The organism is Streptomyces sp. NPDC048278, assembly GCF_040652195.1.
In the GTDB taxonomy this organism is placed as follows: Bacteria; Actinomycetota; Actinomycetes; order Streptomycetales; family Streptomycetaceae; genus Streptomyces.
Window position 1 is genome coordinate 1 of sequence record NZ_JBEZLP010000026.1, and the last position, 25,187, is coordinate 25,187.

General features: G+C 71.4%; 29 protein-coding genes. 25 read left to right on the forward strand and 4 right to left on the reverse strand.

Going from position 1 to position 25,187, the window contains the following annotated elements; genetic code table 11:
* Positions 1–56 precede the first annotated feature (56 nt).
* From AB0D74_RS34675 to AB0D74_RS34760, 18 genes are all read left to right on the forward strand, one after another.
* Positions 57–485: a Pycsar system effector family protein gene (locus tag AB0D74_RS34675; RefSeq protein WP_362596027.1), complete on the forward strand. Its 429-nt coding sequence runs from the start codon at positions 57–59 to the stop codon at positions 483–485.
* The gene (locus AB0D74_RS34680) at positions 482–1,465 is read left to right on the forward strand and encodes a DUF2637 domain-containing protein (RefSeq protein WP_362595781.1); all 984 of its coding nucleotides are present in this window, start codon (positions 482–484) and stop codon (positions 1,463–1,465) included. The genes AB0D74_RS34675 and AB0D74_RS34680 overlap by 4 nt, the downstream gene beginning before the upstream one ends.
* Positions 1,462–2,121, forward strand: a complete 660-nt coding sequence (locus tag AB0D74_RS34685; protein ID WP_362595783.1) for a GGDEF domain-containing protein — start codon at positions 1,462–1,464, stop codon at positions 2,119–2,121. Before AB0D74_RS34680 ends, AB0D74_RS34685 begins: the two co-directional genes overlap by 4 nt.
* On the forward strand, positions 2,121–2,504 hold the full coding sequence (locus tag AB0D74_RS34690; protein ID WP_362595785.1) for an RRQRL motif-containing zinc-binding protein: 384 nt from the start codon (positions 2,121–2,123) through the stop codon (positions 2,502–2,504). Before AB0D74_RS34685 ends, AB0D74_RS34690 begins: the two co-directional genes overlap by 1 nt.
* A 139-nt stretch (positions 2,505–2,643) precedes the next feature.
* On the forward strand, positions 2,644–4,926 hold the full coding sequence (locus AB0D74_RS34695) for a cell division protein FtsK (RefSeq protein ID WP_362595787.1): 2,283 nt from the start codon (positions 2,644–2,646) through the stop codon (positions 4,924–4,926).
* A 140-nt stretch (positions 4,927–5,066) separates the two neighbouring features.
* The gene (locus tag AB0D74_RS34700; protein ID WP_362595789.1) at positions 5,067–5,336 is read left to right on the forward strand and encodes a hypothetical protein; all 270 of its coding nucleotides are present in this window, start codon (positions 5,067–5,069) and stop codon (positions 5,334–5,336) included.
* On the forward strand, positions 5,333–5,527 hold the full coding sequence (locus AB0D74_RS34705) for a hypothetical protein (RefSeq protein WP_362595791.1): 195 nt from the start codon (positions 5,333–5,335) through the stop codon (positions 5,525–5,527). The genes AB0D74_RS34700 and AB0D74_RS34705 overlap by 4 nt, the downstream gene beginning before the upstream one ends.
* 12 nt (positions 5,528–5,539) lie before the next feature.
* Positions 5,540–6,043: a hypothetical protein gene (locus tag AB0D74_RS34710; RefSeq protein ID WP_362595793.1), complete on the forward strand. Its 504-nt coding sequence runs from the start codon at positions 5,540–5,542 to the stop codon at positions 6,041–6,043.
* A gap of 37 nt (positions 6,044–6,080) precedes the next feature.
* Positions 6,081–6,293 carry a hypothetical protein gene (locus AB0D74_RS34715; protein ID WP_362595795.1) on the forward strand — a complete coding sequence of 71 codons (213 nt, stop codon included), beginning with the start codon at positions 6,081–6,083 and terminating at the stop codon, positions 6,291–6,293.
* Positions 6,294–6,468: 175 nt separating this feature from the next.
* On the forward strand, positions 6,469–6,630 hold the full coding sequence (locus tag AB0D74_RS34720) for a hypothetical protein (RefSeq protein WP_362595797.1): 162 nt from the start codon (positions 6,469–6,471) through the stop codon (positions 6,628–6,630).
* 90 nt (positions 6,631–6,720) lie between these two features.
* Entirely contained in the window at positions 6,721–7,455 is a 735-nt protein-coding gene (locus AB0D74_RS34725; RefSeq protein ID WP_362595799.1) for a DNA methylase, read from the forward strand.
* Positions 7,452–8,081, forward strand: coding sequence for a methyltransferase domain-containing protein (locus AB0D74_RS34730; RefSeq protein WP_362595801.1), 630 nt, complete (start codon positions 7,452–7,454; stop codon positions 8,079–8,081). The genes AB0D74_RS34725 and AB0D74_RS34730 overlap by 4 nt, the downstream gene beginning before the upstream one ends.
* Positions 8,078–8,953, forward strand: coding sequence for a bifunctional DNA primase/polymerase (locus AB0D74_RS34735; RefSeq protein ID WP_362595803.1), 876 nt, complete (start codon positions 8,078–8,080; stop codon positions 8,951–8,953). Before AB0D74_RS34730 ends, AB0D74_RS34735 begins: the two co-directional genes overlap by 4 nt.
* 328 nt (positions 8,954–9,281) lie before the next feature.
* Positions 9,282–10,724 (forward strand): phage/plasmid primase, P4 family, encoded by a 1,443-nt coding sequence (locus AB0D74_RS34740; RefSeq protein ID WP_362595805.1) that lies wholly within the window; start codon positions 9,282–9,284, stop codon positions 10,722–10,724.
* Positions 10,725–10,750: 26 nt separating this feature from the next.
* On the forward strand, positions 10,751–11,023 hold the full coding sequence (locus AB0D74_RS34745) for a helix-turn-helix domain-containing protein (protein ID WP_362595807.1): 273 nt from the start codon (positions 10,751–10,753) through the stop codon (positions 11,021–11,023).
* A gap of 89 nt (positions 11,024–11,112) precedes the next feature.
* Positions 11,113–12,378 carry a tyrosine-type recombinase/integrase gene (locus tag AB0D74_RS34750; protein WP_362595809.1) on the forward strand — a complete coding sequence of 422 codons (1,266 nt, stop codon included), beginning with the start codon at positions 11,113–11,115 and terminating at the stop codon, positions 12,376–12,378.
* Between the two features lie 119 nt (positions 12,379–12,497).
* Positions 12,498–13,955 (forward strand): aldehyde dehydrogenase, encoded by a 1,458-nt coding sequence (locus AB0D74_RS34755; protein ID WP_362595811.1) that lies wholly within the window; start codon positions 12,498–12,500, stop codon positions 13,953–13,955.
* 8 nt (positions 13,956–13,963) lie between these two features.
* On the forward strand, positions 13,964–14,197 hold the full coding sequence (locus AB0D74_RS34760) for a ferredoxin (protein ID WP_362595813.1): 234 nt from the start codon (positions 13,964–13,966) through the stop codon (positions 14,195–14,197).
* Here the strand turns inward: AB0D74_RS34760 and AB0D74_RS34765 are convergent.
* Together AB0D74_RS34765 and AB0D74_RS34770 are read right to left on the reverse strand one after the other, a co-directional pair.
* The gene (locus tag AB0D74_RS34765; RefSeq protein ID WP_362595815.1) at positions 14,194–14,829 is read right to left on the reverse strand and encodes a 1,4-alpha-glucan branching protein; all 636 of its coding nucleotides are present in this window, start codon (positions 14,827–14,829) and stop codon (positions 14,194–14,196) included. The genes AB0D74_RS34760 and AB0D74_RS34765 overlap by 4 nt on opposite strands.
* 375 nt (positions 14,830–15,204) lie before the next feature.
* Entirely contained in the window at positions 15,205–15,843 is a 639-nt protein-coding gene (locus AB0D74_RS34770; protein WP_362595817.1) for a TetR family transcriptional regulator, read from the reverse strand.
* Between the two features lie 220 nt (positions 15,844–16,063).
* On the opposite strand from AB0D74_RS34770, the gene AB0D74_RS34775 reads away from it, so the two are divergent.
* From AB0D74_RS34775 to AB0D74_RS34785, 3 genes are read left to right on the forward strand one after another with little or no spacing between them, the layout of a single operon-like run.
* Positions 16,064–17,494, forward strand: a complete 1,431-nt coding sequence (locus tag AB0D74_RS34775) for a glycosyltransferase family 4 protein (protein WP_362595819.1) — start codon at positions 16,064–16,066, stop codon at positions 17,492–17,494.
* Positions 17,488–18,246, forward strand: a complete 759-nt coding sequence (locus tag AB0D74_RS34780; RefSeq protein ID WP_362595821.1) for a class I SAM-dependent methyltransferase — start codon at positions 17,488–17,490, stop codon at positions 18,244–18,246. The genes AB0D74_RS34775 and AB0D74_RS34780 overlap by 7 nt, the downstream gene beginning before the upstream one ends.
* Entirely contained in the window at positions 18,243–19,313 is a 1,071-nt protein-coding gene (locus AB0D74_RS34785) for a prenyltransferase/squalene oxidase repeat-containing protein (protein WP_362595823.1), read from the forward strand. The genes AB0D74_RS34780 and AB0D74_RS34785 overlap by 4 nt, the downstream gene beginning before the upstream one ends.
* An 82-nt stretch (positions 19,314–19,395) precedes the next feature.
* Here the strand turns inward: AB0D74_RS34785 and AB0D74_RS34790 are convergent, their stop codons facing one another.
* Positions 19,396–19,683 carry a hypothetical protein gene (locus AB0D74_RS34790; protein ID WP_362595825.1) on the reverse strand — a complete coding sequence of 96 codons (288 nt, stop codon included), beginning with the start codon at positions 19,681–19,683 and terminating at the stop codon, positions 19,396–19,398.
* 137 nt (positions 19,684–19,820) lie between these two features.
* Between AB0D74_RS34790 and AB0D74_RS34795 the strand changes: the two genes are divergently transcribed.
* The 4 genes from AB0D74_RS34795 to AB0D74_RS34810 all read left to right on the forward strand — a co-directional run bounded on the left by AB0D74_RS34795 (position 19,821) and on the right by AB0D74_RS34810 (position 24,157).
* Complete coding sequence (locus tag AB0D74_RS34795) at positions 19,821–20,384, forward strand: hypothetical protein (protein ID WP_362595827.1); 564 nt, start codon at positions 19,821–19,823, stop codon at positions 20,382–20,384.
* Positions 20,385–20,512: 128 nt separating this feature from the next.
* Positions 20,513–21,799: a hypothetical protein gene (locus AB0D74_RS34800; protein WP_362595829.1), complete on the forward strand. Its 1,287-nt coding sequence runs from the start codon at positions 20,513–20,515 to the stop codon at positions 21,797–21,799.
* Positions 21,796–23,391: a substrate-binding domain-containing protein gene (locus AB0D74_RS34805; protein ID WP_362595831.1), complete on the forward strand. Its 1,596-nt coding sequence runs from the start codon at positions 21,796–21,798 to the stop codon at positions 23,389–23,391. The genes AB0D74_RS34800 and AB0D74_RS34805 overlap by 4 nt, the downstream gene beginning before the upstream one ends.
* Positions 23,378–24,157 carry a hypothetical protein gene (locus AB0D74_RS34810; protein WP_362595833.1) on the forward strand — a complete coding sequence of 260 codons (780 nt, stop codon included), beginning with the start codon at positions 23,378–23,380 and terminating at the stop codon, positions 24,155–24,157. Before AB0D74_RS34805 ends, AB0D74_RS34810 begins: the two co-directional genes overlap by 14 nt.
* Positions 24,158–24,172: 15 nt before the next feature.
* Here AB0D74_RS34810 and AB0D74_RS34815 read toward each other — a convergent pair whose 3' ends face one another.
* Positions 24,173–25,183: an LLM class F420-dependent oxidoreductase gene (locus AB0D74_RS34815; RefSeq protein ID WP_362595835.1), complete on the reverse strand. Its 1,011-nt coding sequence runs from the start codon at positions 25,181–25,183 to the stop codon at positions 24,173–24,175.
* Between the last annotated feature and the right edge of the window lie 4 nt (positions 25,184–25,187).

Below are 25,187 nucleotides of genomic sequence, written 5' to 3' on the forward strand. Positions count from 1 at the left end.
GACAGGAACCCGCTCCCAGCAACGGCCAGAACGACGAACCCGCGCGCCGGTTCCAGATTCCCCACGCTCAGGAATCTGCGAACTGGCGCGTTTCCGCCCGGACCGACAGCAAGACCGCGCTCCTGCTCGCGTTCGTCGGCGCAGTCCTGGCCGGCGCCTGGACCATCGGCACCTCCCTCCCCCTCAACCCGCCGGCCGTCGCCGTCGGAGCGCTGGGCATGGCGATGTTGGTCGATGCGGTGAGCGTGCTGCTGACGTCGGTACGCCCGAACCTGAACGGCGGCCACGGCTTCCCCCTGTGGGCGACCCTGACCCCCGAGCAGATCACCGAGAGCCTGTCGACGGACCTCGCCGCCGACATCGCCGGCCTGTCCCGGCTCGCGGTCGTCAAGTTCACCTGCCTGCGCCGCGCGGTCGACCTCACCCGCGCCGGCGGCGCCCTCCTGGTCCTCGCCGTACTGCTTGCGATCGGGGGCGCGGCATGAGCGCTGAGCAGGCTACGGAGCGGCAGCAGGTACCGCCGCTCACCCGTCCCGAAATGGGTCTTGCCGGTCTCGGAGCGCTCGCCGCCGCGGCGGTCGGTGCCCTGGGCCTGTACTCCTCCTTCGACGCGGTCTCGCTGGCCGCGGCCCGGTGGGGCTTCAGCAGCCCGCACACCCTCCCCATCGCCATCGACGTGGCCATCCCAGTCTTCACCCTGGCCAACCTGCTCCTCATCCGGCTCGACATGGCACTCGGCTGGGTCCGGTTCGTGCCCTGGGTGCTCACCCTGGTCACCTGCTGGCTGAACATCGCGGCCGGCACGTCTCTGTCGGCGAAGCTGGCGCACGGCACGATGCCGCTGCTGTGGGTGGTGTTCTCCGAGATCGGCGCCCACGTTTACGCCGTGCGGATCGGTGCGGTCACCGGCCGGCGGATGGAGAAGATCCGGTTCTCGCGGTGGCTGCTGGCCCCGGTGTCGACGTTCGCGCTGTGGCGGCGCATGACGCTGTGGGAGGTCACGTCCTACGGGGATGCGCTCGCGCTGGAGCGTGAGCGGCTGCTGGCCCGTGCGGACCTGCGCGAGCAGTACGGCCGTGGCTGGCGGCACAAGACCCCGCGCCGCGAACGCGTCCTGCTGCGCCTGGGAGAACTCGCCCCGGCCGCCGCGAACGTCGCGGATGAACCGGAGCCCGATCAGGCCCCGCAGGAACCGACCCCGGAGGCACCCAAGCCCCCGCGCAAGCGGCCCGCCAAGTCCAGGGCGAAGACACCACCGCGCTCGCTGGCTGATCTGCTGACCGAGGCGCGTGTGATCACGGCCGACTGGACGAACGACGCGGTCAACGCCGAAGCGCTCCGCAAGGCACTGCACTGCGGCTCCGCACCGGCCCGCACCGTTCGTGACGCCCTGCTCGCCGAACGGGCCCAAGGACAAAGCCTGTTCACTCCCGCCGCAGACGCTGCGCAGGAGGTGGCCGCGTGAACACCTTGGCCACCATCGTGTTATCGGTCCTGCCGGTGGCGGGCGGGTGGACGGCGCATGTGCGCTGGCTGCGCGGCCGTCTGGACACGGCCCGCCGTGACCCGCTCACCGGGCTGTTCACCCGCGACGGCTTCACTCGCCGCGCCACGGTCCTGCTGAGGGACCCGCGGGCGGTCGTCGTCCTCGCTGACGTCGACAAGTTCAAGCACATCAACGACACCTACGGCCACGCGGCCGGCGACACCCTCTTGCAGGCGACGGCCGACCGCCTCGCCCACCACGTCGGCCGCTCCGGAGTTGCCGGACGGCTCGGGGGTGATGAGTTCGCGGCCGTCCTCATGGACGACCACGGCACCGCCGCCGACCTGCTCACGATGCTGCACGGTGTGCTGGCCCGGCCGGTCGTCGGCCAGGACCCAGCCGTACACACCACGGTCTCGCTCGGGTGGGTGCGCGCTGCGGACTTCCCCACCGATGACCTCTCCGGTCTGCTGCGCAGGGCGGATGAGGCGATGTACGCGGCCAAACAGGCCCGCACCGGCATGCGCCGCGCGGGACTGGGCCGGCTGTTCGCCACGGTCACCGGCCGCCGCGCCGGCCGCACCACTCGCGCCGGCACTCACCAGCCGGCGCCCGTGGCCGCGGCGGTCGCGTGATGTCCGCCGCGTGGGGCAAGTGCTACGACCCGTCCGGCGCGCTGTACGGCGTGCCCACCTACCCCTGGAAACTCGCCCCGACCGGGCTGGCCACGCGCCGCCAGTTACGAGCGCGTGGACTGCGGCCGGGGGGCCAGCCGGTAGCCGCTCAGATCATGCGCACCAACCGCCGCACCGGAACGCCGCGGGTCGCCTACCTCTACCGCGAGGAACTCGCCCTACCCGTGCGGCCGATGACATCGCGGAAGTGGGGTGCGCTCGCGCTCGCGATGCTCGCCCGCCGCACCTGCCCGAAGTGCCGACTGGACGTGGGCTACTGCATCCCCCGCTCACACGGCATCTGCGGCCTGTGCCTGGCCACCGAAGAACAGCGCGCCGCCTGAAACCGCACACCTGCACGAGGGGCACGATTCCTACCCCTCCCTGCTCGGCATCGCACTGACCATCGCTCTACGGGCCCGGCCGCCAACCTCCTACAGCGCCGGCCGGGCCCACCCTCCAGTGATCCGGAAGGAAGTCTCAGTGAAGCACCCCGACGACGACAACGAACTCTTCAACCGGCTGGAAGCCGAACTCTCCGGTGAGCCGCTCCACATCACCGACTCGCCCAGCACCCGCGACCTCGACCTTCCCGACCTGTCCGGCGAGGTGGTCGACCTCGACAAGCTGCGGGCGGCCCGCGCCCAGGTGGCCGACTCCACCGCCCGACCCGCCGCCGACCAGTCGGCCGACTCCACCCCCGACAAGTCGGGTGCCGAGTCGGCCGACCCCACCGCCCGTGTGTTGGTCGACTCGCCGTCGCTGAAGGCGGCCGGTCCCGGCTACCTCGGTCGGCTGGCCGCCGCCAAGCGCCGTCCGGTCATTCCGGTGTGGCTGCGCTCGCTCGCCGAACTGCGCACCGCGTCCGCGTGGGTAGCCCGCCACTACGCCCACGCGGCCGGTTACCACGCCCTTCGCTCCCCGGTCTACGCCGGCCGCCTCGCCCTGCAAGCCCCCACGGGGCTGGCGAAGTTCGTGGGCGGCACGATGCGGTGGATGGCCGACCGCGAGGGCGAACCGGTCCGACTCGCCGCCGTCCGCCGCGAGGACGCTGCCGAGTACCTGAAGCTGTCGCGGCAGCGCGACGGCCGGGTCCGCCTGCGCACCCTGGTCGCCGTGCTCGGCATGTTCATCGGGCTCGGGGCCGCACTGGCCGTCTACGTCCTCGCCCCCGACTGGCTGCAAGCCCTGTCGGTCGGCGCGGTCGTGATGGCGCTCGGGGCGGCAGGCCGCAAGGCCGACAACCCCGTCGTCCACCGCGCGGTGGAACTACCCAAGGCCACCAAGCTCACCAGTGACATCGTGCTGCGCGCGCTCGGTGCGATCGGCATCCCGGCCATCAACCAGGCACAGGCCAAGGGCCGGGACGGGTTCGAGTTCACCGCCCCGATCACCCGCGACGGCCCCGGCTGGCGCGCAGAGGGCAACCTGCCCTTCGGCGTGACGGTCACCGACGTGATCGAGAAGCGGGAGCGCCTCGCCTCCGGCCTGCGCCGGCCGCTGGGCTGTGTCTGGCCCGAGGCGGAGTCGGAGGAACACCCCGGACACCTCGTTCTGTGGGTGGGGGATCAGACCCTGAAGGCCGCGCGCAAGCCGGCGTGGCCGCTGATGAAGTCCGGCACGGTCGACCTGTTCAAGGCCATCCCCTACGGCACCGACCAGCGCGGACGCTGGGCCGAGGTCACGCTCATGTTCATCGCCGGGATCATCGGCGCGATCCCCCGCATGGGCAAGACCTTCCTCCTGCGCCTGCTGCTGCTCATCGCCGCCCTCGACCCGCGCGCTGAGCTGCACACCTACGACATGAAGGGCACCGGCGACCTCGACCCGGTCGGTGAGGCGGTCTCGCACCGGCACGGCGTCGGCGAGGAGGACGAGACGATCCGCTACGCCCTGGCCGACTTCCGCGCCCTGCGCGAGGAACTGCGACGGCGCACGAAGGTGATCCGCTCGCTGCCCCGGGACATCTGCCCCGAGTCCAAGGTGACCAGCGCTCTCGCCGACAAGCGCTCGCTCGGTCTGCACCCGGTCATCATCGGGGTGGACGAATGCCAGGTGCTCTTCGAGCATGCCGAGCACGGCAAGGAGTTCGAGGAGATCGCAACCGACCTGGTCAAGCGCGGTCCCGCCACCGGGATCGTGCTGCTGCTGGCCACCCAGCGGCCGGACGCGAAGTCGCTGCCCACCGGCATCAGCGCGAACGCGAGCACCCGCTTCTGCCTGAAGGTGATGGGCCAGACCGAGAACGACATGGTCCTTGGCACCTCCAGCTACAAGCGCGGCGTGCGGGCCACGATGTTCGCCTGGGGTGACAAGGGTCTGCACTACTTCGTGGGCGAGGGCTCCGATGCCCGGATCGTCTCCAGCACGTTCCTGGACGCGCCCATGGCTGAGAGCGTTGCGGCCCGCGCCCGCAAGATGCGCGAGAAGGCCGGCCTGCTGTCCGGCTACTGCCTCGGGGAAGTCCCCGAGACCGTGGCCGGCCCGGCCTACGACCTGCTCGCCGACGTCGCCGCCGTCGTCCCAGAGGGCGAGGAGCGGGTGTGGAACGAGCGGATCGCCGCCCGCCTCGCCGAACTGCGCCCCGACGTCTACGCCAGCTGGAAGGGCGAGAACGTCACCAGCGCGCTCAAGCCGCACGGCATCAAGACCCGCGACGTCGCCGGCACCACCGACGACGGAACCCGCACCACCCGCCGGGGCATCGCACGCGCCGACCTCATGAAGGTGATTGCGGAGCGTAACGAAACTCCGGGCGCGGCGTAGGCCGGATCGGGTGCTACCGGTAGCACCCGCACCTGCTACCGGTAGCACCCTCGCTAGCACCCCAAACCGCATCCCATCAGGGATCTAGTGGATAGCACCCCACCTGCGGAAACCCTCGAAAACCGCCCTGGAGGGCCATCATGACCCCCACCATCGTTGCTATCGCCTGCCTGATAGTCGTCACGCTCGGTTATGGCGGGCTGTGTGCGGTCTCGCCGTTCGGCGACTGCCGCCGCTGCCGCGGCATGGGCCACGCCCTCAAGACCGACCGCAAGGGACGGCTCAAGCGCGGCAAGGACTGCCGCCGCTGCCACGCGACCGGCAAGCGCATCCGCATCGGCCGCTGGCTCTACAACCGCTGGGCCCGCATCTACCGCGCCGGCACCGACACCCCCGGAGCCACCCGATGACCCTCACCATCTCCGCCGTCCTGCTCTTCGGCGCGGCATCCGCGTTCGCCGTCAAGACGAAATCCGCCGGGGGCGGCGCGGCCCTGGTGCTGTTCCTGTTCGGGTTCTTCGCCGCCGGGACCGGCGCGTACGAGCCCATCCACAACCTCGTCCAGGCCGCGGCCGACTCGCTCGGCCAGCTCGGCAACTGACCGGAGGAACCAGTGAACGAGCCCACCCCCGCACCGGCCCGGACCGGTGTCCCGCTCACGGACGTCGAAGCTGCCACCGAAGCGCGCCGGATCATCGCCGACGCCTACCGGCCCGCCCCCGACGCCCCGACGTCCTACCGCGACACCAGCCCGCTCCCGCTCTTCGGCGACACGCCGCCGGTCGCGCAGCAGGGCACCCCGCCGATGTCCCAGCGGGCCGTCGACATTGGCCGGCTCATGCTCACCGCCGGACTGTCCACCGTCCCGCCCGGACTCATCGCCATCGGTGTCCTCGTCGCCTCCCGGCACGCCGACGCCACCGTCATCGGCATGATCTGCGCCGCGCCGGCCGCGGTCGCCGTGCCGATCCTCGCCCTCGCCCGGCTGTTCACCCGCGCTGCCGAGGCCGCCCCCGACGAGCACCACCACCACTACAACGCCCCCGTCCGGCAGGAGAACACCACCACCCACACCCGCGGCCTGATCGCCCGCACCCGCAACGAGCACCACGGCTGACTCCCGCACCGACCTCTGACCACCGGAGAAACCAACCGTGTTCGAGATCCGCATCATCTGCGACCCCGACGACACCGACCGCGTCACCACCGCACTCACCGGCACCTTCACCGCCGGCGCGGTACGCACCTACCCGACCCGCGACGGCAAGCGCACCCGCCTGTACGCCACCGCCGACCACCGCCCTGACCCGGAGCCCTTCCCGGCCCCGGAAACCGCGTACGCGCTCGCCCCCCAGCATCGTCAGTGAGATCGGATGGACCGCTCGCACGCTCGCCGCGGCCGAGTGCTTCACGAGGCTGGACCGGACCTTCTACCTGCGCAAGGCCGCGCTCCTGGACCGCATCGCCCTGCTGGATGAGCCGGACCTGTTCGGTGACGGGGAGGCCACGGAGACCGCGCTCCTGTCGGCGCGGATGCTCCTGATGCTCGACACCGACGGGGCGCACATGGACCCGTACCTGGTGGAGCAGGCCGAGCAGGACGTGCGCGGCTACGTCCGACAGCAGTACGCCCGCCAGGCCGCATGCGTCTGCGACGAACCGGGCGAGGGCGACTGCCTCATGCACCCGGACTCCGACCACTAGCTACGCCAAGGGCGGCCCCTCACGTCTCGCCAAAGTCGCGGGGCCGCCCTTGTCCAGCCAGTCACCATCAAGGAACTGGAGACATCCAGGATGACCCAACCCACTCACATCCGGCGAGTGCCCGGCCCCCGGCCGCGTCTGCTGGACCTGTTCTCGTGTGCCGGTGGTGCCGCCATGGGCTACCACCGGGCCGGGTTCGACGTGGACGGCTGTGACATCGCCGACCGCCCGAACTACCCCTTCACGTACTACCAGGGCGACGCCCTCACCTACCTCGCGCTCCTGATCGCGTCGGGTGAGATCCGGCGGTACGCGTTCGTCCACGCCTCCCCGCCGTGCCAGCACGGATGCGCCCTGACCGTGGGCACCAACGCCTCGCAGGGATGGGGGCGCGCCCACGTCGACCTGGTCGCCCCCGTCCGTGACCTCTTGGAAGCGACCGGTCTGCCGTACGCGATCGAGCAGCCCAACGGCCGCGCCGCGATCCGCAAGGACCTCACCCTGTGCGGCGAGATGTTCGGGCTCGGGGTCATCCGTCACCGCAACTTCGAGTTGGGCGGCTGGACGACGGAGCAGCCGGCGCACGTCCCGCACCGCGGGCGGGTGCGCGGCTACCGGCACGGCCGTTTCTACGACGGCCCCTACGTCGCCGCCTACGGCGCGGGTGGTGGCAAGCCGACCGTGCCCGAACTCCAGGTCGCGATGGGGATGGACTGGACCGACGTCCGCGAGGAACTGACCGAGGCGATCCCGCCCGCATACACCGAGTTCATCGGCCGCGCCTACCTCGCCACCCTCGCCCCCGTGCTGGGGGTGGCCGCGTGAGCGCGCGTGTGCTGCCGCTGCGCCGTCCGAACGGGCTGCGGGTGCTGGACCTGTGCTGCGGCGGCGGGGGGCTATCCATGGGCTACTACCTTGCCGGGTTCGACGTCGTGGGCGTCGACATCCGCCCGCAGCCCAACTACCCGTTCACCTTCCACCAGGCCGACGCCCTCACCTTCCCGCTGGACGGCTTCGACCTGGTCCACGCGTCGTGGCCGTGCCAGCACTTCGCCCGGGTCACCGCGTGGCGCGGCAGCCGGGCGGACCACCCCGACCTGCTCACCCCCGGCCGCGCGCGGCTGGAAGCCTCGGGGCTGGCGTGGGTCATCGAGAACGTCCCGGAGGCCCCGCTGAGGCCGGACTACCTACTGTGCGGGACCCAGTTCGGCCTCAACGTCCGCCGTCACCGTGCGTTCGAGACGTCGTGGGGCGGCGGCGGGGGCCTGGTCCCGCCGTGCTGGCACCACAGGGACCTGCTGGCGTTCGAGCACAAGGGCGAGCGCGCTTACGCCGACGCCATGGGCTGCACGTGGATGTCCAACATCGAAGCCCGGCAAGCCGTGCCGCCCGCCTACACCGAGTGGATCGCCACTCAGTACCTCGCCCTGCAAGGGAGGGCCGCCGCATGACCACCACGTCCAACCCCCTGCACGTCGCCCTCGCCCTCGCGGCGGCCGGCGTCCCGGTCCTGCCCCTGCGGGCGGGAAAGGTCCCGTTCGGCAACTGCCGCACCTGCAAGGACAACGAGTGCGGCGGCCGGCCCAACATGAAGAGCGCAGGCCCCTGCCGGTGTGCGGCCCCGTGCCACGGATGGGCCGCCGCCACCACCGACCGCAACGTCGTCGCCTCCCCGCTGTGGGCTCCGGCATGGCGGGCGGCGGCTGCCGTCGCCTACCACCCCGGCGGCGCCGGCGTGACCGTGGTCGACCTGGACAACCCCGCCGCCGTCCAGTGGGCCCGCACCACCCTGCCCACCACCCGCACCGTGACCACCACCCGAGGCGAACACTGGATCTACCGGGGCACCATGCAATCCGCGAACGCCGTACGGCCCGGTGTGGACGTCAAGTCCCTCATGCAGTACGCCCGTTGGCTCGGCCCCGGCACCGGCCACACGGCCCTGCTGCCGCCAGCCGTGCGCGCCCTCGTGGGGAAGGAAGACACCACCCCCGCCGCCGGGAAGGTGGTCTCTTCCCTCCCGCGCGCCCGATGGGACCGCAGCGTCGCGGCCGGCTGCCGCCACACCGACCGCTACGTCCGCACCGGTCTCGAACGCGGGCTCAACCTCGTACGGGCCCGCACCGAATCCGGCGCCGGCTCCCAGGCGTTCGGAGTGGCTCGGTTCCTCGCCGCCCAGCACACCCGCTGCCCCGGACTCTGCGGACTGGACGCGATCGGCGAGGAGATCATCGCCGCCGCCGTCACGGTCGGTGTCCCCGAGGCCTACGCCCGCCGCGCGGTCACCAACGGCCTTGCCGCGGCCCCGGAGCGCACGGCGTGACCAAACCATCGGATAATCCCGCAAACGACCCTCAGGGCGCCGTACAGGGCCCGCCACGGCCGTCCGTAGGCGAACCGAAGGTCGCCGCCCGCAAGGGCGTCCTTTCATCCCTTCGCTCTGACCCGCGGTCGCCGGACGGGCGTTACCCCGTCTCGTGGCTGAACATCCGAGCCCCATCGGGGGCGACCCCGAGTGCGACGTCGACGTGCCTGTGCGGCCGACACGAGACCGCGTTCGGCAAACGGCGGGTGCTCGCCCTGATCGCCGACCACGACGACCACCGCTACCTCTGCCCGCTGCGCAACCCGCTGGAAGGGAGGGCTACGTCATGACCGAGCAGGAGCAACTTCCCCCGCCCTCGAACCCCTTGGCGGTCGCCCGCCGCCTGCTGCCGGACTGGCAGACCAAGGACGGGCACCTGGTGTGCCGGCGCTGGCGCGGCTCATGGATGCGCTGGACCGGAACGTGCTGGCGCGAGCTGGACGAAGCGCAGATGCGCGCGGCCATGTACACCCGCCTGGAGCACGCCGCCTACCTCGCCCCCGCCAAGGACGGCAAGCCCGAACAACGGGACTGGGCACCGACGAAACAGAAGATCGGCAACCTGCTCGACGCCCTGGGAGCCATCACCCTGCTGCCCACCGACACCGACGCCCCGGCCTGGCTCGACACCGACGACGCGACCGCCAAGGACTGGGGGCCGATCGTCGCGTGTGACAACGGCCTGCTCCGCATCCGTGACCGCGCCCTGCTCCCGCACGGCCCGCACTTCTTCAACCTCGTCTCCGTCCCCTTCGCCTACGACCCCACCGCGACCGCCCCCAACTGGGAACGCTTCCTCGCACAGATCTGGCCCGACGCCCCCGACGCCATCGCCGCCGTTCAGGAGTGGTTCGGCTACGTCCTCTCAGGCCGCACCGACCAACAGAAGATCCTGCTCATGGTCGGCCCGTCCCGCTCAGGCAAAGGCACCATCGCCCGCGTCCTCAAAGAGCTGGTCGGCAAGGAGAACCTCGCCGGACCGACCCTCGCCGGACTCGGCACGAACTTCGGTCTGGCCACCCTGATCGGCAAACCCCTCGCGGTCATCTCGGATGCCCGCCTGTCCGGCAACGACAACAGCCAGGTCGTAGAACGGCTGCTGACGATCTCCGGTGAGGACACCATCGACATCGACCGCAAGTACCGCGAGGCATGGACGGGAAGGCTGCCCACCCGGCTGATGCTCCTGTCCAACGAACTCCCGCACTTCGGCGACTCCTCCGGCGTCATCGCCCGCCGGTTCGTCGTCCTGAGCATGACGGTGTCCTGGCTCGGCAAGGAAGACACCACCCTCACCGACAAACTCGCCGCCGAAATGCCCGGCATCCTCAACTGGGCCCTGGAAGGACTCGCCCGCCTGGAAGCCACCGGTCGGATCACCGAACCGAAATCCAGCCGCGAAGCCATCACCACCATGCAGGACACCTCGTCGCCCACCAGCGCGTTCATCCGCGAACGCTGCACCACCGGACCGACGTGCAGCGTGCCCGTGGACGCCCTCTGGAACGTCTGGCGCGAGTGGGCCGAGGACAACGGCGTACGCCCCGGCACGAAGCAGGTGTTCGGCCGCAACCTCCTGTCCGTGGTCCCCCAGCTCAGCCGCTCCCGCCCGCGCGACGAGTACGGCCGGCAGGTGGTCACGTACACCGGGATCACCCTGAACAAGTCCGAACCACATTTGCCTGAGTCGCGACTCATCGCGTCTCAGAACCTCCCTGAGAGCCGCTGAGTGCCGATGAGTCGCGACTCAGAGCAATGTATTTCCAACTCCCGGAGGACTCAGTGAGCGCGCCCGCCTCCGTCCGAGACGACCCCCGCGCCACCCTTCGCGGCGGACTCCCGGACCGCTACCTCACCCCCGACGACATCGCCGACATCTTCGGCGTGCCACTCGAAACCGTCTACCAGTGGCGCAGGAAGCGCACCGGACCACCCGGATTCCGCATAGGTAAGCACCTCCGCTACGACCCGGCCGACGTACGGGCCTACGTCACTAGCCGCAAGAACCACGACAGCGACGCTGCCTAGAGCAGCCGAGCAGCACATCACCGAACTCCCTGGGGAGGGCCGCGCCGCGGCCCTCCCCGACCCATGCCCAGAAAGGGACCACGCCCCGAATGGCTGGCTACATCCAAGACCGCTGGTTCAAGACCGAGACCGACGACAACGGCAACGAAATCAAGGCCAAGACCGACCGCTACGGCACGGGCATGCGCTACCGGGCCCGGTACGTCGGCCCTGACGGCACCGAGAAGTCCAAGAGCTTTCCCGATGGGAAGAAGCGCCTTGCCGAGAAGTGGCTGTCTCACATCGAGTCCGACATGGAGCGCGGTCAGTACATCGACCCGAAAGCCAGCAGGACCACCTTCCAGCAGTACGCCGAGCGGTGGGTAGCAGCACAGACCACAGACGTCGCCACTCAGTCAGGTGCGGAATACCGACTCAGGCTCCACGCGTATCCGCACATCGGTTCTCGCCCTCTCGGCTCCTTCCAGCCGGAGCACATCCGCGCGTGGTTCCGCGAGTTGCAGGAGAAGGGACTTGCCGCGTCCTATCGGCGGGTCATCATCTCGAACGTGTCGACCGTGTTCACGGCCGCCGTGGACGACGGACTCATGGGCAAGAACCCGTGTCGAGCGGTCTCGGTCAGGCTGCCGGCCGTGGTGCCCAGCCGGGTGCGGCCGTGGACGTCTGAGCGCGTGTTCGCTGTGCGCGCGGCGCTCCCCGAGCCGTACCGCGCCATGGTGGACGCGGGCAGCGGTTGCGGACTGAGACAAGGCGAGATCTTCGGCCTTCCCGTCGATGAAATCAGTTTCCTCAGAGGGTGGTTGCACGTCGCCTACCAGGTGAAGCTCATCAATGGGCACCCCGTATTCGCACCCCCGAAGCGCGGAAAGGTGCGAGACGTGCCGCTGCCCGAAACGGTCGGGGAGACGTTCGCGGCGCACATGAAGCAATGCCCGCCCGTGGATGTGACGTTGCCCTGGCTGATCCCCGGCGGCGCTCCCGTGACGAAGAAGCTTCTGTTCACCGCTCCCGACGGCGGCGCCGTCTTGCGCAGCAACTTCAACGTGCATGCCTGGAAGCCTGCTCTCGTGACCGCTGGAGTGATCCCGCAACCCAAACCGGGGGAGCGGATCGCAGAGTCCCGCGAGGACGGCATGCACGCGCTCAGGCACTTCTACGCGTCCGTACTGCTCGACGCCGGCGAGAACATCAAGGCACTCAGCCGGTACCTGGGGCACACCGACCCGGGGTTCACGCTGAGGGTCTACACGCACCTCATGCCGAGCAGTGAGAGCCGCACCCGGCGGGGCGTCGACGGCATGTACCGAGCGGCCCAGGGAGGCGATGACGGCCCACAGACGGCCCACGCGGCTTGACGGCACACCCCATCAGCGGCAAAGCCGCTGGTGGGGGCCTATTTGCTCCCATGCCTGGCTTAGTTCAACTAGAACTGGTATCAGTTCTGAAACATCGTCAGGAAGGGTGGCGGGGCGCCATGACCGAGTTCCTGGAACACGGACAGCTGTTCATCGGCGGGGAGTTGACCGATCCTCTGGGCAAGGACGTCATCGAGGTGGTCTCCCCGCACACCGAGGAGGTCTTCGGGCGGGTGCCGCATGCCTCGCGGGCGGACGTGGACCGGGCGGTGGCGGTGGCGCGGCGGGCGTTCGACGAGGGGCCCTGGCCGCGGATGACGCTCGACGAGCGGATCGAGGTCGTCACCCGGATCAAGGACGCGATCGCCGTGCGGCACGAGGAGATCGCCCGGGTGATCTCCTCCGAGAACGGTTCGCCGTACTCCTGGAGCGTCCTCGCGCAGGCGCTGGGCGCGATGATGGTGTGGGACGCGGCGATCAGGGTCGCGCGCGACTTCACGTACGAGGAGACGCGCGACGGCGTGCTGGGGAAGATCCTGGTGCGGCGGGAGCCGGTCGGGGTGGTGGCGGCCGTGGTGCCGTGGAACGTGCCCCAGTTCGTGGCCGCCGCCAAGCTCGCCCCCGCGCTGCTCACCGGCTGCACGGTGGTGCTCAAGCCGTCCCCGGAGTCGCCGCTGGACGCCTACATCCTCGGCGAGATCACGAAGGAGGCCGGGCTGCCCGACGGCGTGCTGTCGATCCTCCCGGCGGACCGCGAGGTGAGCGAGTACCTGGTCGCGCACCCCGGCATCGACAAGGTCTCCTTCACCGGGTCCGTCGCGGCCGGCAAGCGCGTGATGGAGGTCGCCGCGAAGAACCTCACCCGGGTGACCCTGGAACTCGGCGGCAAGTCGGCGGCCGTCGTGCTGCCGGACGCGGACGTGGCCACCGCCGTCGCCGGCATCGTCCCGGCGGCCTGGATGAACAACGGCCAGGCGTGCGTGGCCCAGACCCGCATCCTCGTCCCGCGCTCGCGCTACGACGAGTTCGCCGACGCCTTCGCGACCGCGGCCGGCGCCCTGAAGGTCGGCGACCCGCTGGACCCCGCCACCCAGGTGGGCCCGCTGGTCGCGCGCCGTCAGCAGCAGCGGAACCTGGACTACATCCGCATCGGGCAGGAGGAGGGCGCGAAGATCCTCACGGGCGGCGGCCGGCCCGCCGGGCTGGAGAAGGGCTGGTACGTCGAGCCCACCCTCTTCGGCGACGTCGACAACTCCATGCGCATCGCGCGGGAGGAGATCTTCGGGCCGGTGATCTGCCTCCTCCCGTACGGCGACGAGTCCGAGGCACTGAAGATCGCGAACGACTCGGACTACGGGCTCAGCGGCAGCGTCTGGACGGCGGACGTGGCGCACGGCATCGAGGTCGCGCGCCGGGTCCGTACCGGGACCTACTCCGTCAACACCTTCAGCCTGGACATGCTGGGCCCCTTCGGCGGCTACAAGAACTCCGGTCTGGGGCGGGAGTTCGGACCTGAGGGGTACAGCGAGTTCCTCGAACACAAGATGATCCACCTGCCGGCCGGCTGGGAGGGGTGACGGGCCGCATGGGCGACCGCTGGCACGTCGAGGTCGACCGTTCGCTCTGCATCGGCTCGGCCCAGTGCGTCCACCGCGCCACCGGGGCCTTCCGCCTCGACTCCGCGATGCAGTCCCACCCCGTGGATCCGGAGACCGACGCCAACGGAAGGGTCCTCGACGCGGCGGAGAACTGCCCGGTGGAGGCCATCACCATCACCCTGCTGGGCAGTGGGGAACCGGTGTTCCCGCCGGAGGACTAACGGCTTTCCAGGGTGGCGAACAGGCCGCGGGCGCGGGTGCCGTCCGGCTGCTGCCAGGCGCCCGTGACCTCGCCGACCGCGCCGTCGGGTGCCGTCGAACCGGCGGTCAGCACGCGCCGCAGCCGTAGCACCGGGCCGCCGTCCGGTACGGCGAACTCGGTGGCCCCGTCGGTGTCGACGGGGCCACCGAGGCCGGGCACGGGACCCGCGCCGGCGTAGGACCGGGCGACCTCGCGGTCCGGGGTGTCGGTGACGCTCTGTGCCTGGGCCTCGGCGCGGCCCTCGATCAGGGCGAGCAGCCCGGCGGTCAGGACCGGGTCGTGGCAGCCGTCGTAGGCCCAGCGGGTGCCGAGGACCCCGTGCTCCATGGTGCCGACCAGCGCGTGGTCGGCGCCGGGCAGCGGGGCGCCGCGATAGGTGAGCGGTACGAGGTACGCCTCCGGGTCCGCCGCGCCCGCGGTGACGATCATGAACTCGATCCCGACCTCGCCCGCCGGGTCGTCGAGCCGGAATCCGCCGGCCTTGGCCAACTCCGGCGCGGCGGGGCCGTGGTACCAGGGGCGGGTGGGGAGCCAGGCGGTGAGGAGTTCGACCTTGGTGGGGCTGAGGGTGGTGTGGTGGATGAGTGCCATGGGGGTGATTCTGCGTTCGGGCGGGGCCGCCCCGCCAGACGGTTTTCGCGCCGCGGGGCGGCCGTCTCGGTTGTATCGCTCGTGTCGGCCGTAGCGGTTGTGTCGGCAGTGTCACGAAAAGTCCAAAAAATCCCCCATGGGGGGTTCTCATTTGCTCTGTGCGTTCTATCCTGGAAGCAGCCTACGAGGCGAGTGAGGGAGTCCGAGCGGAGTAGCCGACTCAGGCGTGACGCAGATGCAGAAGCATCCGCCGGTGCCGACGTCGACGGTCGGGCTGAGAGGCCGGAAGGCAGCAGTAGGGCCGGACGGCGACCCCCAACACCTGATCCGGACCATGCCGGCGAAGGGAACCCGTCTCGTAGGTCTTCGCATGCCCTACGGCGCCCCGGGCCTCCCCGCCGGCTCCGTCAGGTCGATCAGGCGGCACACCGTCTCGATGTCGATCTTCACCTGGGCGATGGAGGCGCGGCCCGACAGCCAGGTGATCAGCGCCGAGTGCCAGGTGTGCTCGATCACCCGGACGGCGGACAGCTGGGCCGGGGTGGGGTCGGTCAGGCCCATCGCGTCCAGGATGATCGCCGTCGTCTGCCGGGAGACCTGGTCCACCTCGGGGGAGACGCTGCGGTCGGCGAAGGTGAGGGCGCGGACCATCGCGTCGGCCAGGTGCGGCTCGCGCTGGAGCGCGCGGAAGGCCCGCATCAGGGTCTCGGCGACCCGCTCGGACGCCGTCTCGCCCGCCGGCGGCTTCTTGCGCAGCGTGCCGTGCATGTGTTCCAGCTGGTCCTGCATGGTCGCGACCAGCAGATGCACCTTGGACGGAAAGTAGCGGTAGAGCGTGCCCAGGGCCACCTGGGAGGACTCGGCCACCTCCCGCATCTGCACCGCGTCGAAACCGCCCCGGCTGGCCAGCTGGGCGCTCGCGTGCAGGATCCGGCGGCGCCGGGCCTCCTGCCGCTCGGTGAGCGGCGGGGCGGCCGATCTGGCGCCGATGTCCACCTTGGCTTCCGCAGGCATGGGTCCCGTCCGTGACAGTCGGTGAGGGCAGTGCTCAGGGCGAGTGATCAGACAGCATGGCAGGGGTTCCCGCCGTGGCGCGAATCACCCGATCCACTGCTCACTCCGCCCCTACCTGCCGGTAGATTCAGAGCCTCTTGAACGATCAAGTCTGAAACTTGTTCTAGATTAGCGTCCCGGCGTAATCTCACGGGAAACTGCAGGGAGAAGGGGGCCCGGAGTGACCGCTGAGGCCAGTCGGGCGGGTGCCGACGAGGAACCCGCCGCCGACGGCGAGCGACCGCTCGACATCGCGCTCCTCACCTATAAAGGGAACCCGTTCTGCGGCGGCCAGGGTGTCTATGTACGGCACCTGTCGCGCGAGCTGGCCCGGCTCGGGCACCGGGTCGAGGTGATCGGCTCGCAGCCGTACCCCGTCCTCGACGCGGGATACCCGGGCCTCACCCTCACCGAGCTGCCCAGCCTCGACCTGTACCGCTCCCCGGACCCGTTCCGGACGCCGAAGCGGGACGAGTACCGGGACTGGGTCGACGCCCTCGAAGTGGCGACCATGTGGACCGGCGGCTTCCCCGAACCGCTGACCTTCTCCCTGCGCGCCCGCCGCCATCTGCGCGCCCGCGCCGGGGAGTTCGACGTCGTCCACGACAACCAGACCCTGGGGTACGGCCTGTTGGGGGACATCGGCGCCCCCCTGGTCACCACCATCCACCACCCCATCACCGTCGACCGGCAGTTGGAGCTGGACGCCGCCGAGGGCTGGAAGCGGCGGTACTCCGTACGGCGCTGGTACGCCTTCACCCGGATGCAGAAGCGGGTCGCCCGCCGGCTGCCCTCCGTGCTCACCGTCTCCGGCACCTCCCGCCAGGAGATCGTCGACCACCTCGGCGTACGCGAGGACCGCATCCACGTCGTCCACATCGGCGCCGACACCGACCTCTTCGCGCCGAATCCCGCCGTCCCGCAGGTGCCCGGCCGGATCGTCACCACCTCCAGCGCGGACGTCCCGCTCAAGGGGCTCGTCTACCTCGTCGAGGCCCTCGCCAAGGTACGGACCGAGCACCCCGCCGCCCACCTCGTCGTCGTCGGCAAGCGGCCCACCGAGGGCCCCGTCGCGCAGGCGATGGAACGTTACGGCCTCGACGGCGCCGTGGAGTTCGTGAAGGGCATCTCCGACGCCGAACTCGTCGACCTGGTCCGCTCGGCCGAGGTCGCCTGCGTGCCGTCGCTCTACGAGGGCTTCTCGCTGCCCGCCGCCGAGGCCATGGCGACCGGCACCCCGCTGGTCGCCACCACCGGCGGCGCGATCCCCGAGGTCGCCGGACGCGACGGGGAGACCTGCCTCGCGGTACCGCCGGGCGACGCGGGCGCGCTGGCGGCCGGGCTGAGCCGGCTCCTCGGCGACCCGGAGCTGCGGCTGCGGCTCGGCCGGGCGGGCCGTGAGCGGGTGCTGCGGCACTACACCTGGGCACGCGCCGCGGAGGGCACGGTGGCCCGCTACCGCGAGGCGATCGCCCGCGCAGGGACCGGCACCGGCGCCGCCTCCGGCCGCTCCGAGGCCGGGTCCGCCACCCCCTCCGCGCCCCGCAGTCCCGGCCGCTCAGCGGCCTCAGCTGGTGTTCGTCACGAGAGTGAAAGCAGGGCCACGTGCTGACCGTCGACTTCTCCCGGTTCCCGCTCGCGCCGGGCGACCGCGTCCTGGACCTCGGCTGCGGGGCGGGCCGGCACGCCTTCGAGTGCTACCGGCGCGGCGCGCAGGTCGTGGCCCTCGACCAGAACGCCGAGGAAATCCGCGAGGTCGCCAAGTGGTTCGCGGCGATGAAGGAGGCCGGCGAGGCCCCCGCGGGCGCCACCGCCACCGCCATGGAGGGCGACGCCCTGGCCCTGCCGTTCCCCGACGAGTCCTTCGACGTCGTCATCATCTCCGAGGTGATGGAGCACATCCCCGACGACAAGGGCGTGCTCGCCGAGATGGTGCGGGTCCTCAGGCCCGGCGGCCGGATCGCCGTCACCGTGCCCCGCTACGGCCCCGAGAAGGTCTGCTGGACGCTCTCCGACGCGTACCACGAGGTCGAGGGCGGCCACATTCGCATCTACAAGGCCGACGAGCTGGTCGGGAAGATCAGGGAAGCCGGGCTGCGGCCCTACGGCAGCCACCACGCGCACGCGCTGCACTCGCCGTACTGGTGGCTGAAGTGCGCGTTCGGCGTCGACAACGACAAGGCGCTGCCGGTGCGGGCGTACCACAAGCTGCTGGTCTGGGACATCATGAAGAAGCCACTGGCCACACGCATCGCCGAGCAGGCGCTGAACCCGGTGCTGGGCAAGAGCTTCGTCGTGTACGCGACCAAGCCGCACCTGCCGGCGGTCGCCGACAAGGCCGATGCCGGGGTGGCCGCCAAGTGACCACCCCCCGGACAGAACACCTCGTCCTGCCCGGGGTCCTCACCGCCGAGCAGGCCGCCGCGACCGTCCGCGGCATCCTCGCCGTGCAGCGGGAGGACGGCGCGATCCCGTGGTTCCGGGGGCACCACCTCGACCCCTGGGACCACACCGAGGCCGCGATGGCGCTGGACGCGGCCGGGGAGCACGCCGCCGCCGAGCGGGCGTACCGCTGGCTGGCCCGGCACCAGAACGAGGACGGCTCCTGGTACGCGGCCTACGCCGACGGCGCGCACGACGACGTCACCGACCGCGCCCGCGAGTCCAACTTCGTCGCGTACATCGCCGTGGGCGTCTGGCACCACTACCTGTCCACCGGCGACGACACGTTCCTCGACCGGATGTGGCCCGCCGTCTACGCGGCCGTCGAGTGGGTGCTGCGGCTTCAGCAGCCGGGCGGCGAGATCGGCTGGCGCCGCGAGGACGACGGCTCGCCCACCGACGAGGCGCTGCTGACCGGGAGTTCGTCGATCCACCACGCGCTGCGCTGCGCGCTCGCCATCGCCGAGCAGCGGGAGGAGCCGCAGCCGGACTGGGAGTTGGCGGTCGGCGCGCTGCGGCACGCGATACGGCTCCACCCGGAGCGGTTCCTGGACAAGGACCGGTACTCGATGGACTGGTACTACCCGGTCCTCGGCGGGGCGCTGACCGGGGCGGAGGCCGCGGCGCGGATCGAGAAGGACTGGGAGCGGTTCGTCGTGCCCGGGTTCGGGGTGCGGTGCGTCGTCCCCAACCCGTGGGTGACGGGCGGGGAGTCGGCGGAGCTGGCGCTGGCGCTGTGGGCGGTGGGGGAGTCCGACCGGGCGCTGGAGGTTCTCCAGTCCATCCAGCATCTGCGGGACGCCGAGTCGGGGCTGTACTGGACCGGGTACGTCTTCGAGGACGACGCGGTGTGGCCGCGGGAGCTGACGACGTGGACGGCGGGGTCGTTGCTGCTGGCGGTCGCCGCGCTCGGGGGGCACGACGCGACGTGCGCCGTTTTCGGGGGCGGGGAGCTTCCGTCCGGGCTTGAGGTGGACTGCTGCGCCTAGCGGGGCGGGGGGTTCCGTGCTACGGCGGGTGCGGGTCCGTCGTGGTTGCTCGCGCAGTTCCCCGCGCCCCTTCGGGGGCGCTTCAGTGGCGGTGCATGCGGTTGGCGATCGCGTGGCCTATGAACAGGTAGACCACCGCGGCCAGGCCGTAGCCGGCCACGACTCGCGCCCATGCCTTGTCGAAGGTGAACAGGTCGTGGGACCAGCCGGCCAGCCAGTCGGCCGCGTCGTGGACGAACTGGACCAGGCTGTTCGCCCGGTTCGCGTCCAACAGGTACATCAGGATCCAGAGGCCCAGGATGAGGGCCATGACGTCGGCGACGAGCGCGACGACCCTACCGGCCTGATTGGCACCGCGTTCAGAGGACATACCCTGCGGCTTGCCGCTGAACGGTCCTTGAAACCTGAACCGCGTCCTCCCCGAGTGGCGAGGTGCCGCCATCTGGGTGAGGCTGCCGGAGGAAGCAACCCGCTCGGGGAGGACACCGAGACACACGGGAGGACCCCGTGCCCGTACCGATACGGCGCCTCGTCGTCACACTCACCCTCTGCTGCGCCCTGGTCGCCGGCGTCACCGCCTGCGCCGGCAGCGCCCGGAGCAAGGCCGTCGACACCGGCATAGCGGTGGCCCCGGTGGCCGACACGCCCAGTCCGAGTACGTCCGCGCAGAGACAGAAGCTCGCCAAGACGCGGTTCGTCGCCAACGCGGGTCTGGCCGCAGGCGCGACCTACCAGTGGATCGTGAAGCCGTGGAAGGCCGGCAAGTTCAAGAAGGGCTCCCACGGCCGCACCTTCGCCCTCGTCAAGGCCGGCCTGGCCGGCACCTTCGCCTACAACCGGCTCAAGGCCGCCCAGCGCAACGCCCAGGGCGATCCCCTGCTCTCCAAGGCGATCGCACCGCTCACCGCCGCGATCGACGGCCTGAAGGACCTGCCGGCCAAGCTCCGCAAGGGCGACACGAACGCGGCGAGTTCGTTCAACGACGTCATCAACAGCGTGAAGGACGCGGGCAAGAGCGCCGGCGCCCCGGTCACCAACCAGGTGCCCAAGGCATCTCAACTCACCCACTAGCAAGCAGAGTTGCGGATGGAAGGCGCCGGTGAGCCGTTCGCCCCGTGTTCGGCCGGAGTTGACGCTTCCGGCGGGGGCCGTTCGAGGCGGTACCCGATGATCCTGCCCCCGGAGAGGCAGGAGCGCAGGTGTCCGACTCCAGACCCGTCACCGCCGACGAGCCCCGGCTCGGCATAGGCCGAAGACCCCGGCGCCGCTTCCCCCGCCGTGTTCTGCTCGCCCTGCCGCTGGCCCTGGCCGGCCCGCTCTCCCTGCTGCTGCCCGCCGACGTGCCCCGGCCCTACCGGAGCGTCGTCACCATCGAGGCCAAGATGGCCTCCAAGTCCGACTTCTTCAAGGACCGCGAGGTCCAGCGGCTGCTGCTCAGGCACGGCATCCGGGTGGACATCCACCGCCTCGGCTCCCGGGGCATCGCCACCCAGTCCCTCAAGGGCATGGACGTCGTCTTCCCGTCCGGCCAGCCCGCCGCGAAGATGATCATCGACCGGCAGCAGGGGATGTCCGCGAAGTCCGCGCGCCCCTTCGTCACCCCGCTGGTCCTCGCGACCTTCCGGGACTACGCCGAGACCCTGGTCAAGGCCGGGGTGGCCCGCCCCCAGCCCGGCTCGGACGCGGACCGCACCCTCTACTACGACCTCGACATGCGCCGCTTCACGGGCCTGCTCGACGGCAGGGACGACCCGCAGAACAGCGGGGACGGCTCCGGCCGTACCGCGGACACCTGGAACGGGATCGGCTACCGCGAGGTCAGCGGGCGCAGCAACAGCGGCCGGGTGCTGGTGCGCACCTCCAGCGTCTGCGAGTCCAACTCGGCCGGCACCTACCTGAGCATCCTGGCCTTCGTCGCGGGCGGGAACACCACCCCCGGCACCACGCACTCCGACGACCCCGAGGCCGCCTCCGCCGCCGTGCGCAGGCTCGCCGAGAAGGTCCGGCCCCTGATCGACCTCCAGGGCATGTGGGCCGACGAACAGGCCGACAGCTACTTCTCCGACCTGGGCGAGAGCATCGCACCCGTCTCGGTGATCTACGAGCACCAGTACCTGGCCCACCAGATCGAGTACCACGACAGGCACCACCGCCAGGACACCGGCCGCGTCCTGCTCTACCCCACCCCCTACGCCCTCACCGAACCCCAGCTGATCTCCCTGAGCCCGCGGGGCGACCGGCTCGTCGACCTGATGCAGAACGACCCCGAACTGCGCGAGCGCGCGGTGGAGCTCGGCTTCCGGGTGCGGTTCAGCGGCGAGGACGGCACCAGCGAGCGGCTCAACGCCTACCTGCGCGACCACGGCATCCAGGTGCCCCGGCAGAACACCGACCGGACCAAGGTGTACGAGCCCGCCCTGGACGTCCTGGAGGACATCATCACCTACGTGGGCAACTGCCCGCCGCCGGCCGGGGACGGGCGGTGAGCCGGCACGCACGGGCGGTTCGCACCGCCTGCCTGGCCCTCGCCCTGCTGCTGCCCGCCGCCCTCACCACCGCGTGCGGCGGACACGACGCCCGCCCGGTCACCCTGCGCGTCCTCGCCGGCCCCGAACTCGCCGACGTGGCACCGCTGCTGGACGATCTGGCCGAGGACACCGGGGTCCGCCTCGACATGACGTACCAGGCCGCCGCCGACCTGACCGGGCAGCCGGACACCGCCGGGACATCCTCGTACGACCTCGCCTGGCCGGTCTCGGACCGCTCGTTCCTGCTGGGGCTGCAGGCGTCCGGGAAGAACACGGCGCGGCCCGAGTCGGCGCCGATCATGCGCTCACCCGTCGTGGTCGGGCTCGCCCCCTCGGTCGCCGAACGGCTCCGCGAGGGGGTGCCCGGGGGACGGCTGAGCTGGGCGGACATCGCGGACGCGGCAGCCCGGGGCGTCGTGCGGTTCGGGATGGCCGACCCACGGCGCAGCGACACCGGACGGGCCGCGCTGGTCGGCGTGGCCACGGCGGCGGCCGGCACCGGCGGCGCGCTGCGCGCCCAGGACGTCTCCTGCGACCGGCTGCGGGGCTTCCGCTCCGGCCAGACCCTGACCGGCGCCAGCTCCCGCGACCTGCTGGCCGGCTACCCGGCCCACCAGGACCGGGCCAACGCCCTCATCGCCCACGAGTCCGAACTGCTCTCCCTGAACGCCACCCGGAAGCTGCGCCGGCCCCTGGAGATCGTCCACCCCGACGACGGCATGGTGCTCTCCGACTTCCCGCTGCTCCTCCTCCACCCGGCACAACGCGACGCGTACCGCAAGGTGGTGGACTGGCTGCTCGGCGCCGACGCCCAGCGCAGGCTGATGGAGACGACCTACCGGCGGCCGGTGAACCCGGACGTCACCCCGGCACCCGCGCTGCGCACCTCCGTCGGCAACGCCCTGTCCTTCCCTGACCGTCTCGCCGTCGTCGAGCAACTGGTCGACGACTACGGCGATCCCGCCGACCGGACCGCCGACCAGGTGGTGTTCCTGCTGGACTTCTCCACCTCGATGCGCGGCGGGCGGATCGCCGCACTGCGCGCCGCGTTCGCGGGGCTGAGCGGTGCCGACCGGTCCGCGGGCGGCAAGTTCACCCGCTTCTACCGGGGGGAGCGGCTCACCGTGGTCCGCTTCGGCGGCCGGGTCCTCCAGGAGCGTACGGTGACCGTCCGCGGCGACGCCGATCTGCGCGCCCTCGGCCGGGTGGTCGCCGACGGCGGCTTCGACGACGCCACCGCCGTGTGGTCGGCGCTGGACCGCGGCTACCGGATCGCCGCCGACGCGGTGCGGGCACGGCCCGAACGGCCGGTGGCGATCGTCCTGATGACCGACGGCGAGAGCAACTCCGGCCTGTCCTATGCGGAGTTCAGGCGCCGGTACGACACGCTCGGCGCCCCGGCGGAGGCGGTGCCGACGTTCACCGTCCCGTTCGGAGAGGCCGACACCGGCGCCCTGGAGCGGGCCGCAACCGCCACCGGGGGCCGTATGGTCGACGCCGGGCTCTCCTCCCTCTCCGAGGCGTTCAAGGAGATCCGTGGCTGCCGTTGACCGCGAGTGGTGGGGCGTGTGGGGATGGCCGTGGGCCCTCCTGTGGGTGCTGACGGTCCTGGGCTGGGCGGTCCTCGCCGGGTGCGGCGGGACGGCGTTCGTCCGCCGGCGGCGCGGCCGTGGCGGCGGGCGGACCGTCCACGGCATGTGCTTCTACCTGCACGAGCAGCGGGTGATGGACCTCTTCCAGAGCGGCGGCTTCGCGGCGGCCCTGGAGCAGGAGGTCGCCGACCGCACCAACGTCACCACCGGGTTCGGGCTCAAGGGCCGGCTCGGCCTCGGCGACGGGAGCGCGACCCAGGACATCACCCGGGAACGCGTCACGAAGTACGTCCGGCAGAACACCCCGATCACGGTGATACGGCTGCTCATGGACACCATGCGCAAGGAGGACGTGATCGTCGACGCCGACCTGCTCACCGACCGGATCGTGCCCAACCGGGCGCTCGGCGAGCGGCTGCGGGAGCGGCACGCCGAGCGGGTCGCGCTGAGCGACGTGATGCCGGAGTTCGTCTGGGTCACGGGCCGCTTCACCGCCCGCAGGCTCGGCGACCGCACCCTCGTGCTGCGGGCCGGCTACGGCACCGCCCCGGACGAGCCGGCCCACGTCAGGATGGCCTGCGCGGTCTCCGGGGTCCGCGAGGAGTTCCGGGACGAGGAGTACCCGGACGGCGTCGAGTTCCAGGCCCGCTGCCTGGGCAAGGTCCGCAGCTGGAACCGCCAGGCCCGGGAGCTGACCCTGGACCCGCTCGCCGTCTTCCGCTGAACGGCAGCCGTACGGCTAGGAGTTGAGCTCGGCCAGCACCCGCAGGGTGTGCGGGTCCGGTGCCAGGGCCAGCAGGTCGGTCACCGGGCCCTTGCGCCACAACTCCAGCCGCTCGGCGATCCGTTCGCGCGGGCCGACCAGCGAGATCTCGTCGGCGAACGCGTCCGGCACCGCCAGCACCGCCTCCTCCCGCCGCCCCGACAGGAACAGCTCCTGGATCCGCCGCGCCTCCTCCGCGTACCCCATGCGGGCCATGAGATCGGCGTGGAAGTTGCGGGCCGCGTGCCCCATCCCGCCGATGTAGAAGCCGAGCATGGCCTTCACGGGCAGCAGCCCGGCGGCCACGTCGTCGCAGACCTTGACCTGGGCCATCGGCGCGACCAGGAACCCCTCGGGCAGCTCGCCGACCGCCGGGCCGTACACCTCGGGCCGGCTCGGCGCCCAGTACAGCGGCAGCCAGCCGTCGGCGATCCGGACCGTCTGGGCGACGTTCTTCGGCCCCTCCGCGCCGAGCAGGACCGGCAGGCCGGGGCGGAGCGGGTGGGTGATCGGCTTCAGCGGCTTGCCGAGGCCGGTCGCGTCCGGCCCCCGGTACGGGAGCGGGTGGAAGCGCCCGTCCACCGCCACCGGCCCTTCCCGGCGCAGCACCTGCCGTACGACGTCCACGTACTCCCGCGTCGCGGTCAGCGGCGACCTCGGGAACGGGCGGCCGTACCAGCCCTCGACGACCTGCGGCCCGGACAGCCCGAGGCCGAGCAGCATCCGGCCCCCGGACAGATGGTCCAGGGTCAGCGCGTGCATCGCGGTGGTGGTCGGCGACCGGGCCGCCATCTGGGCGACGGCCGTACCCAGCTTGATCGTCGACGTCTGCGCGGCGATCCAGGTGAGCGGGGTGAAGGCGTCCGAGCCCCAGGACTCCGCCGTCCACACCGAGTCGTATCCGAGCCGCTCCGCCTCCCGTGCCAGCGGCACATGGTCGGGGGAGGGCCCGCGCCCCCAGTAGCCGAGTGCCAACCCGAGCCGCATGGCC

Coding starts and splice junctions, on each gene's coding strand:
- AB0D74_RS34680 (WP_362595781.1), top strand. CDS start 482: ATGAGCGCTGAGCAGGCTACGGAGCGGCAGCAGGTACCGCCGCTCACC.
- AB0D74_RS34690 (WP_362595785.1), top strand. CDS start 2,121: ATGTCCGCCGCGTGGGGCAAGTGCTACGACCCGTCCGGCGCGCTGTAC.
- AB0D74_RS34700 (WP_362595789.1), top strand. CDS start 5,067: ATGACCCCCACCATCGTTGCTATCGCCTGCCTGATAGTCGTCACGCTC.
- AB0D74_RS34705 (WP_362595791.1), top strand. CDS start 5,333: ATGACCCTCACCATCTCCGCCGTCCTGCTCTTCGGCGCGGCATCCGCG.
- AB0D74_RS34720 (WP_362595797.1), top strand. CDS start 6,469: ATGCTCGACACCGACGGGGCGCACATGGACCCGTACCTGGTGGAGCAG.
- AB0D74_RS34725 (WP_362595799.1), top strand. CDS start 6,721: ATGACCCAACCCACTCACATCCGGCGAGTGCCCGGCCCCCGGCCGCGT.
- AB0D74_RS34735 (WP_362595803.1), top strand. CDS start 8,078: ATGACCACCACGTCCAACCCCCTGCACGTCGCCCTCGCCCTCGCGGCG.
- AB0D74_RS34740 (WP_362595805.1), top strand. CDS start 9,282: ATGACCGAGCAGGAGCAACTTCCCCCGCCCTCGAACCCCTTGGCGGTC.
- AB0D74_RS34745 (WP_362595807.1), top strand. CDS start 10,751: ATGTATTTCCAACTCCCGGAGGACTCAGTGAGCGCGCCCGCCTCCGTC.
- AB0D74_RS34750 (WP_362595809.1), top strand. CDS start 11,113: ATGGCTGGCTACATCCAAGACCGCTGGTTCAAGACCGAGACCGACGAC.
- AB0D74_RS34755 (WP_362595811.1), top strand. CDS start 12,498: ATGACCGAGTTCCTGGAACACGGACAGCTGTTCATCGGCGGGGAGTTG.
- AB0D74_RS34760 (WP_362595813.1), top strand. CDS start 13,964: ATGGGCGACCGCTGGCACGTCGAGGTCGACCGTTCGCTCTGCATCGGC.
- AB0D74_RS34765 (WP_362595815.1), bottom strand. CDS start 14,829: ATGGCACTCATCCACCACACCACCCTCAGCCCCACCAAGGTCGAACTC.
- AB0D74_RS34770 (WP_362595817.1), bottom strand. CDS start 15,843: ATGCCTGCGGAAGCCAAGGTGGACATCGGCGCCAGATCGGCCGCCCCG.
- AB0D74_RS34790 (WP_362595825.1), bottom strand. CDS start 19,683: ATGTCCTCTGAACGCGGTGCCAATCAGGCCGGTAGGGTCGTCGCGCTC.
- AB0D74_RS34815 (WP_362595835.1), bottom strand. CDS start 25,183: ATGCGGCTCGGGTTGGCACTCGGCTACTGGGGGCGCGGGCCCTCCCCC.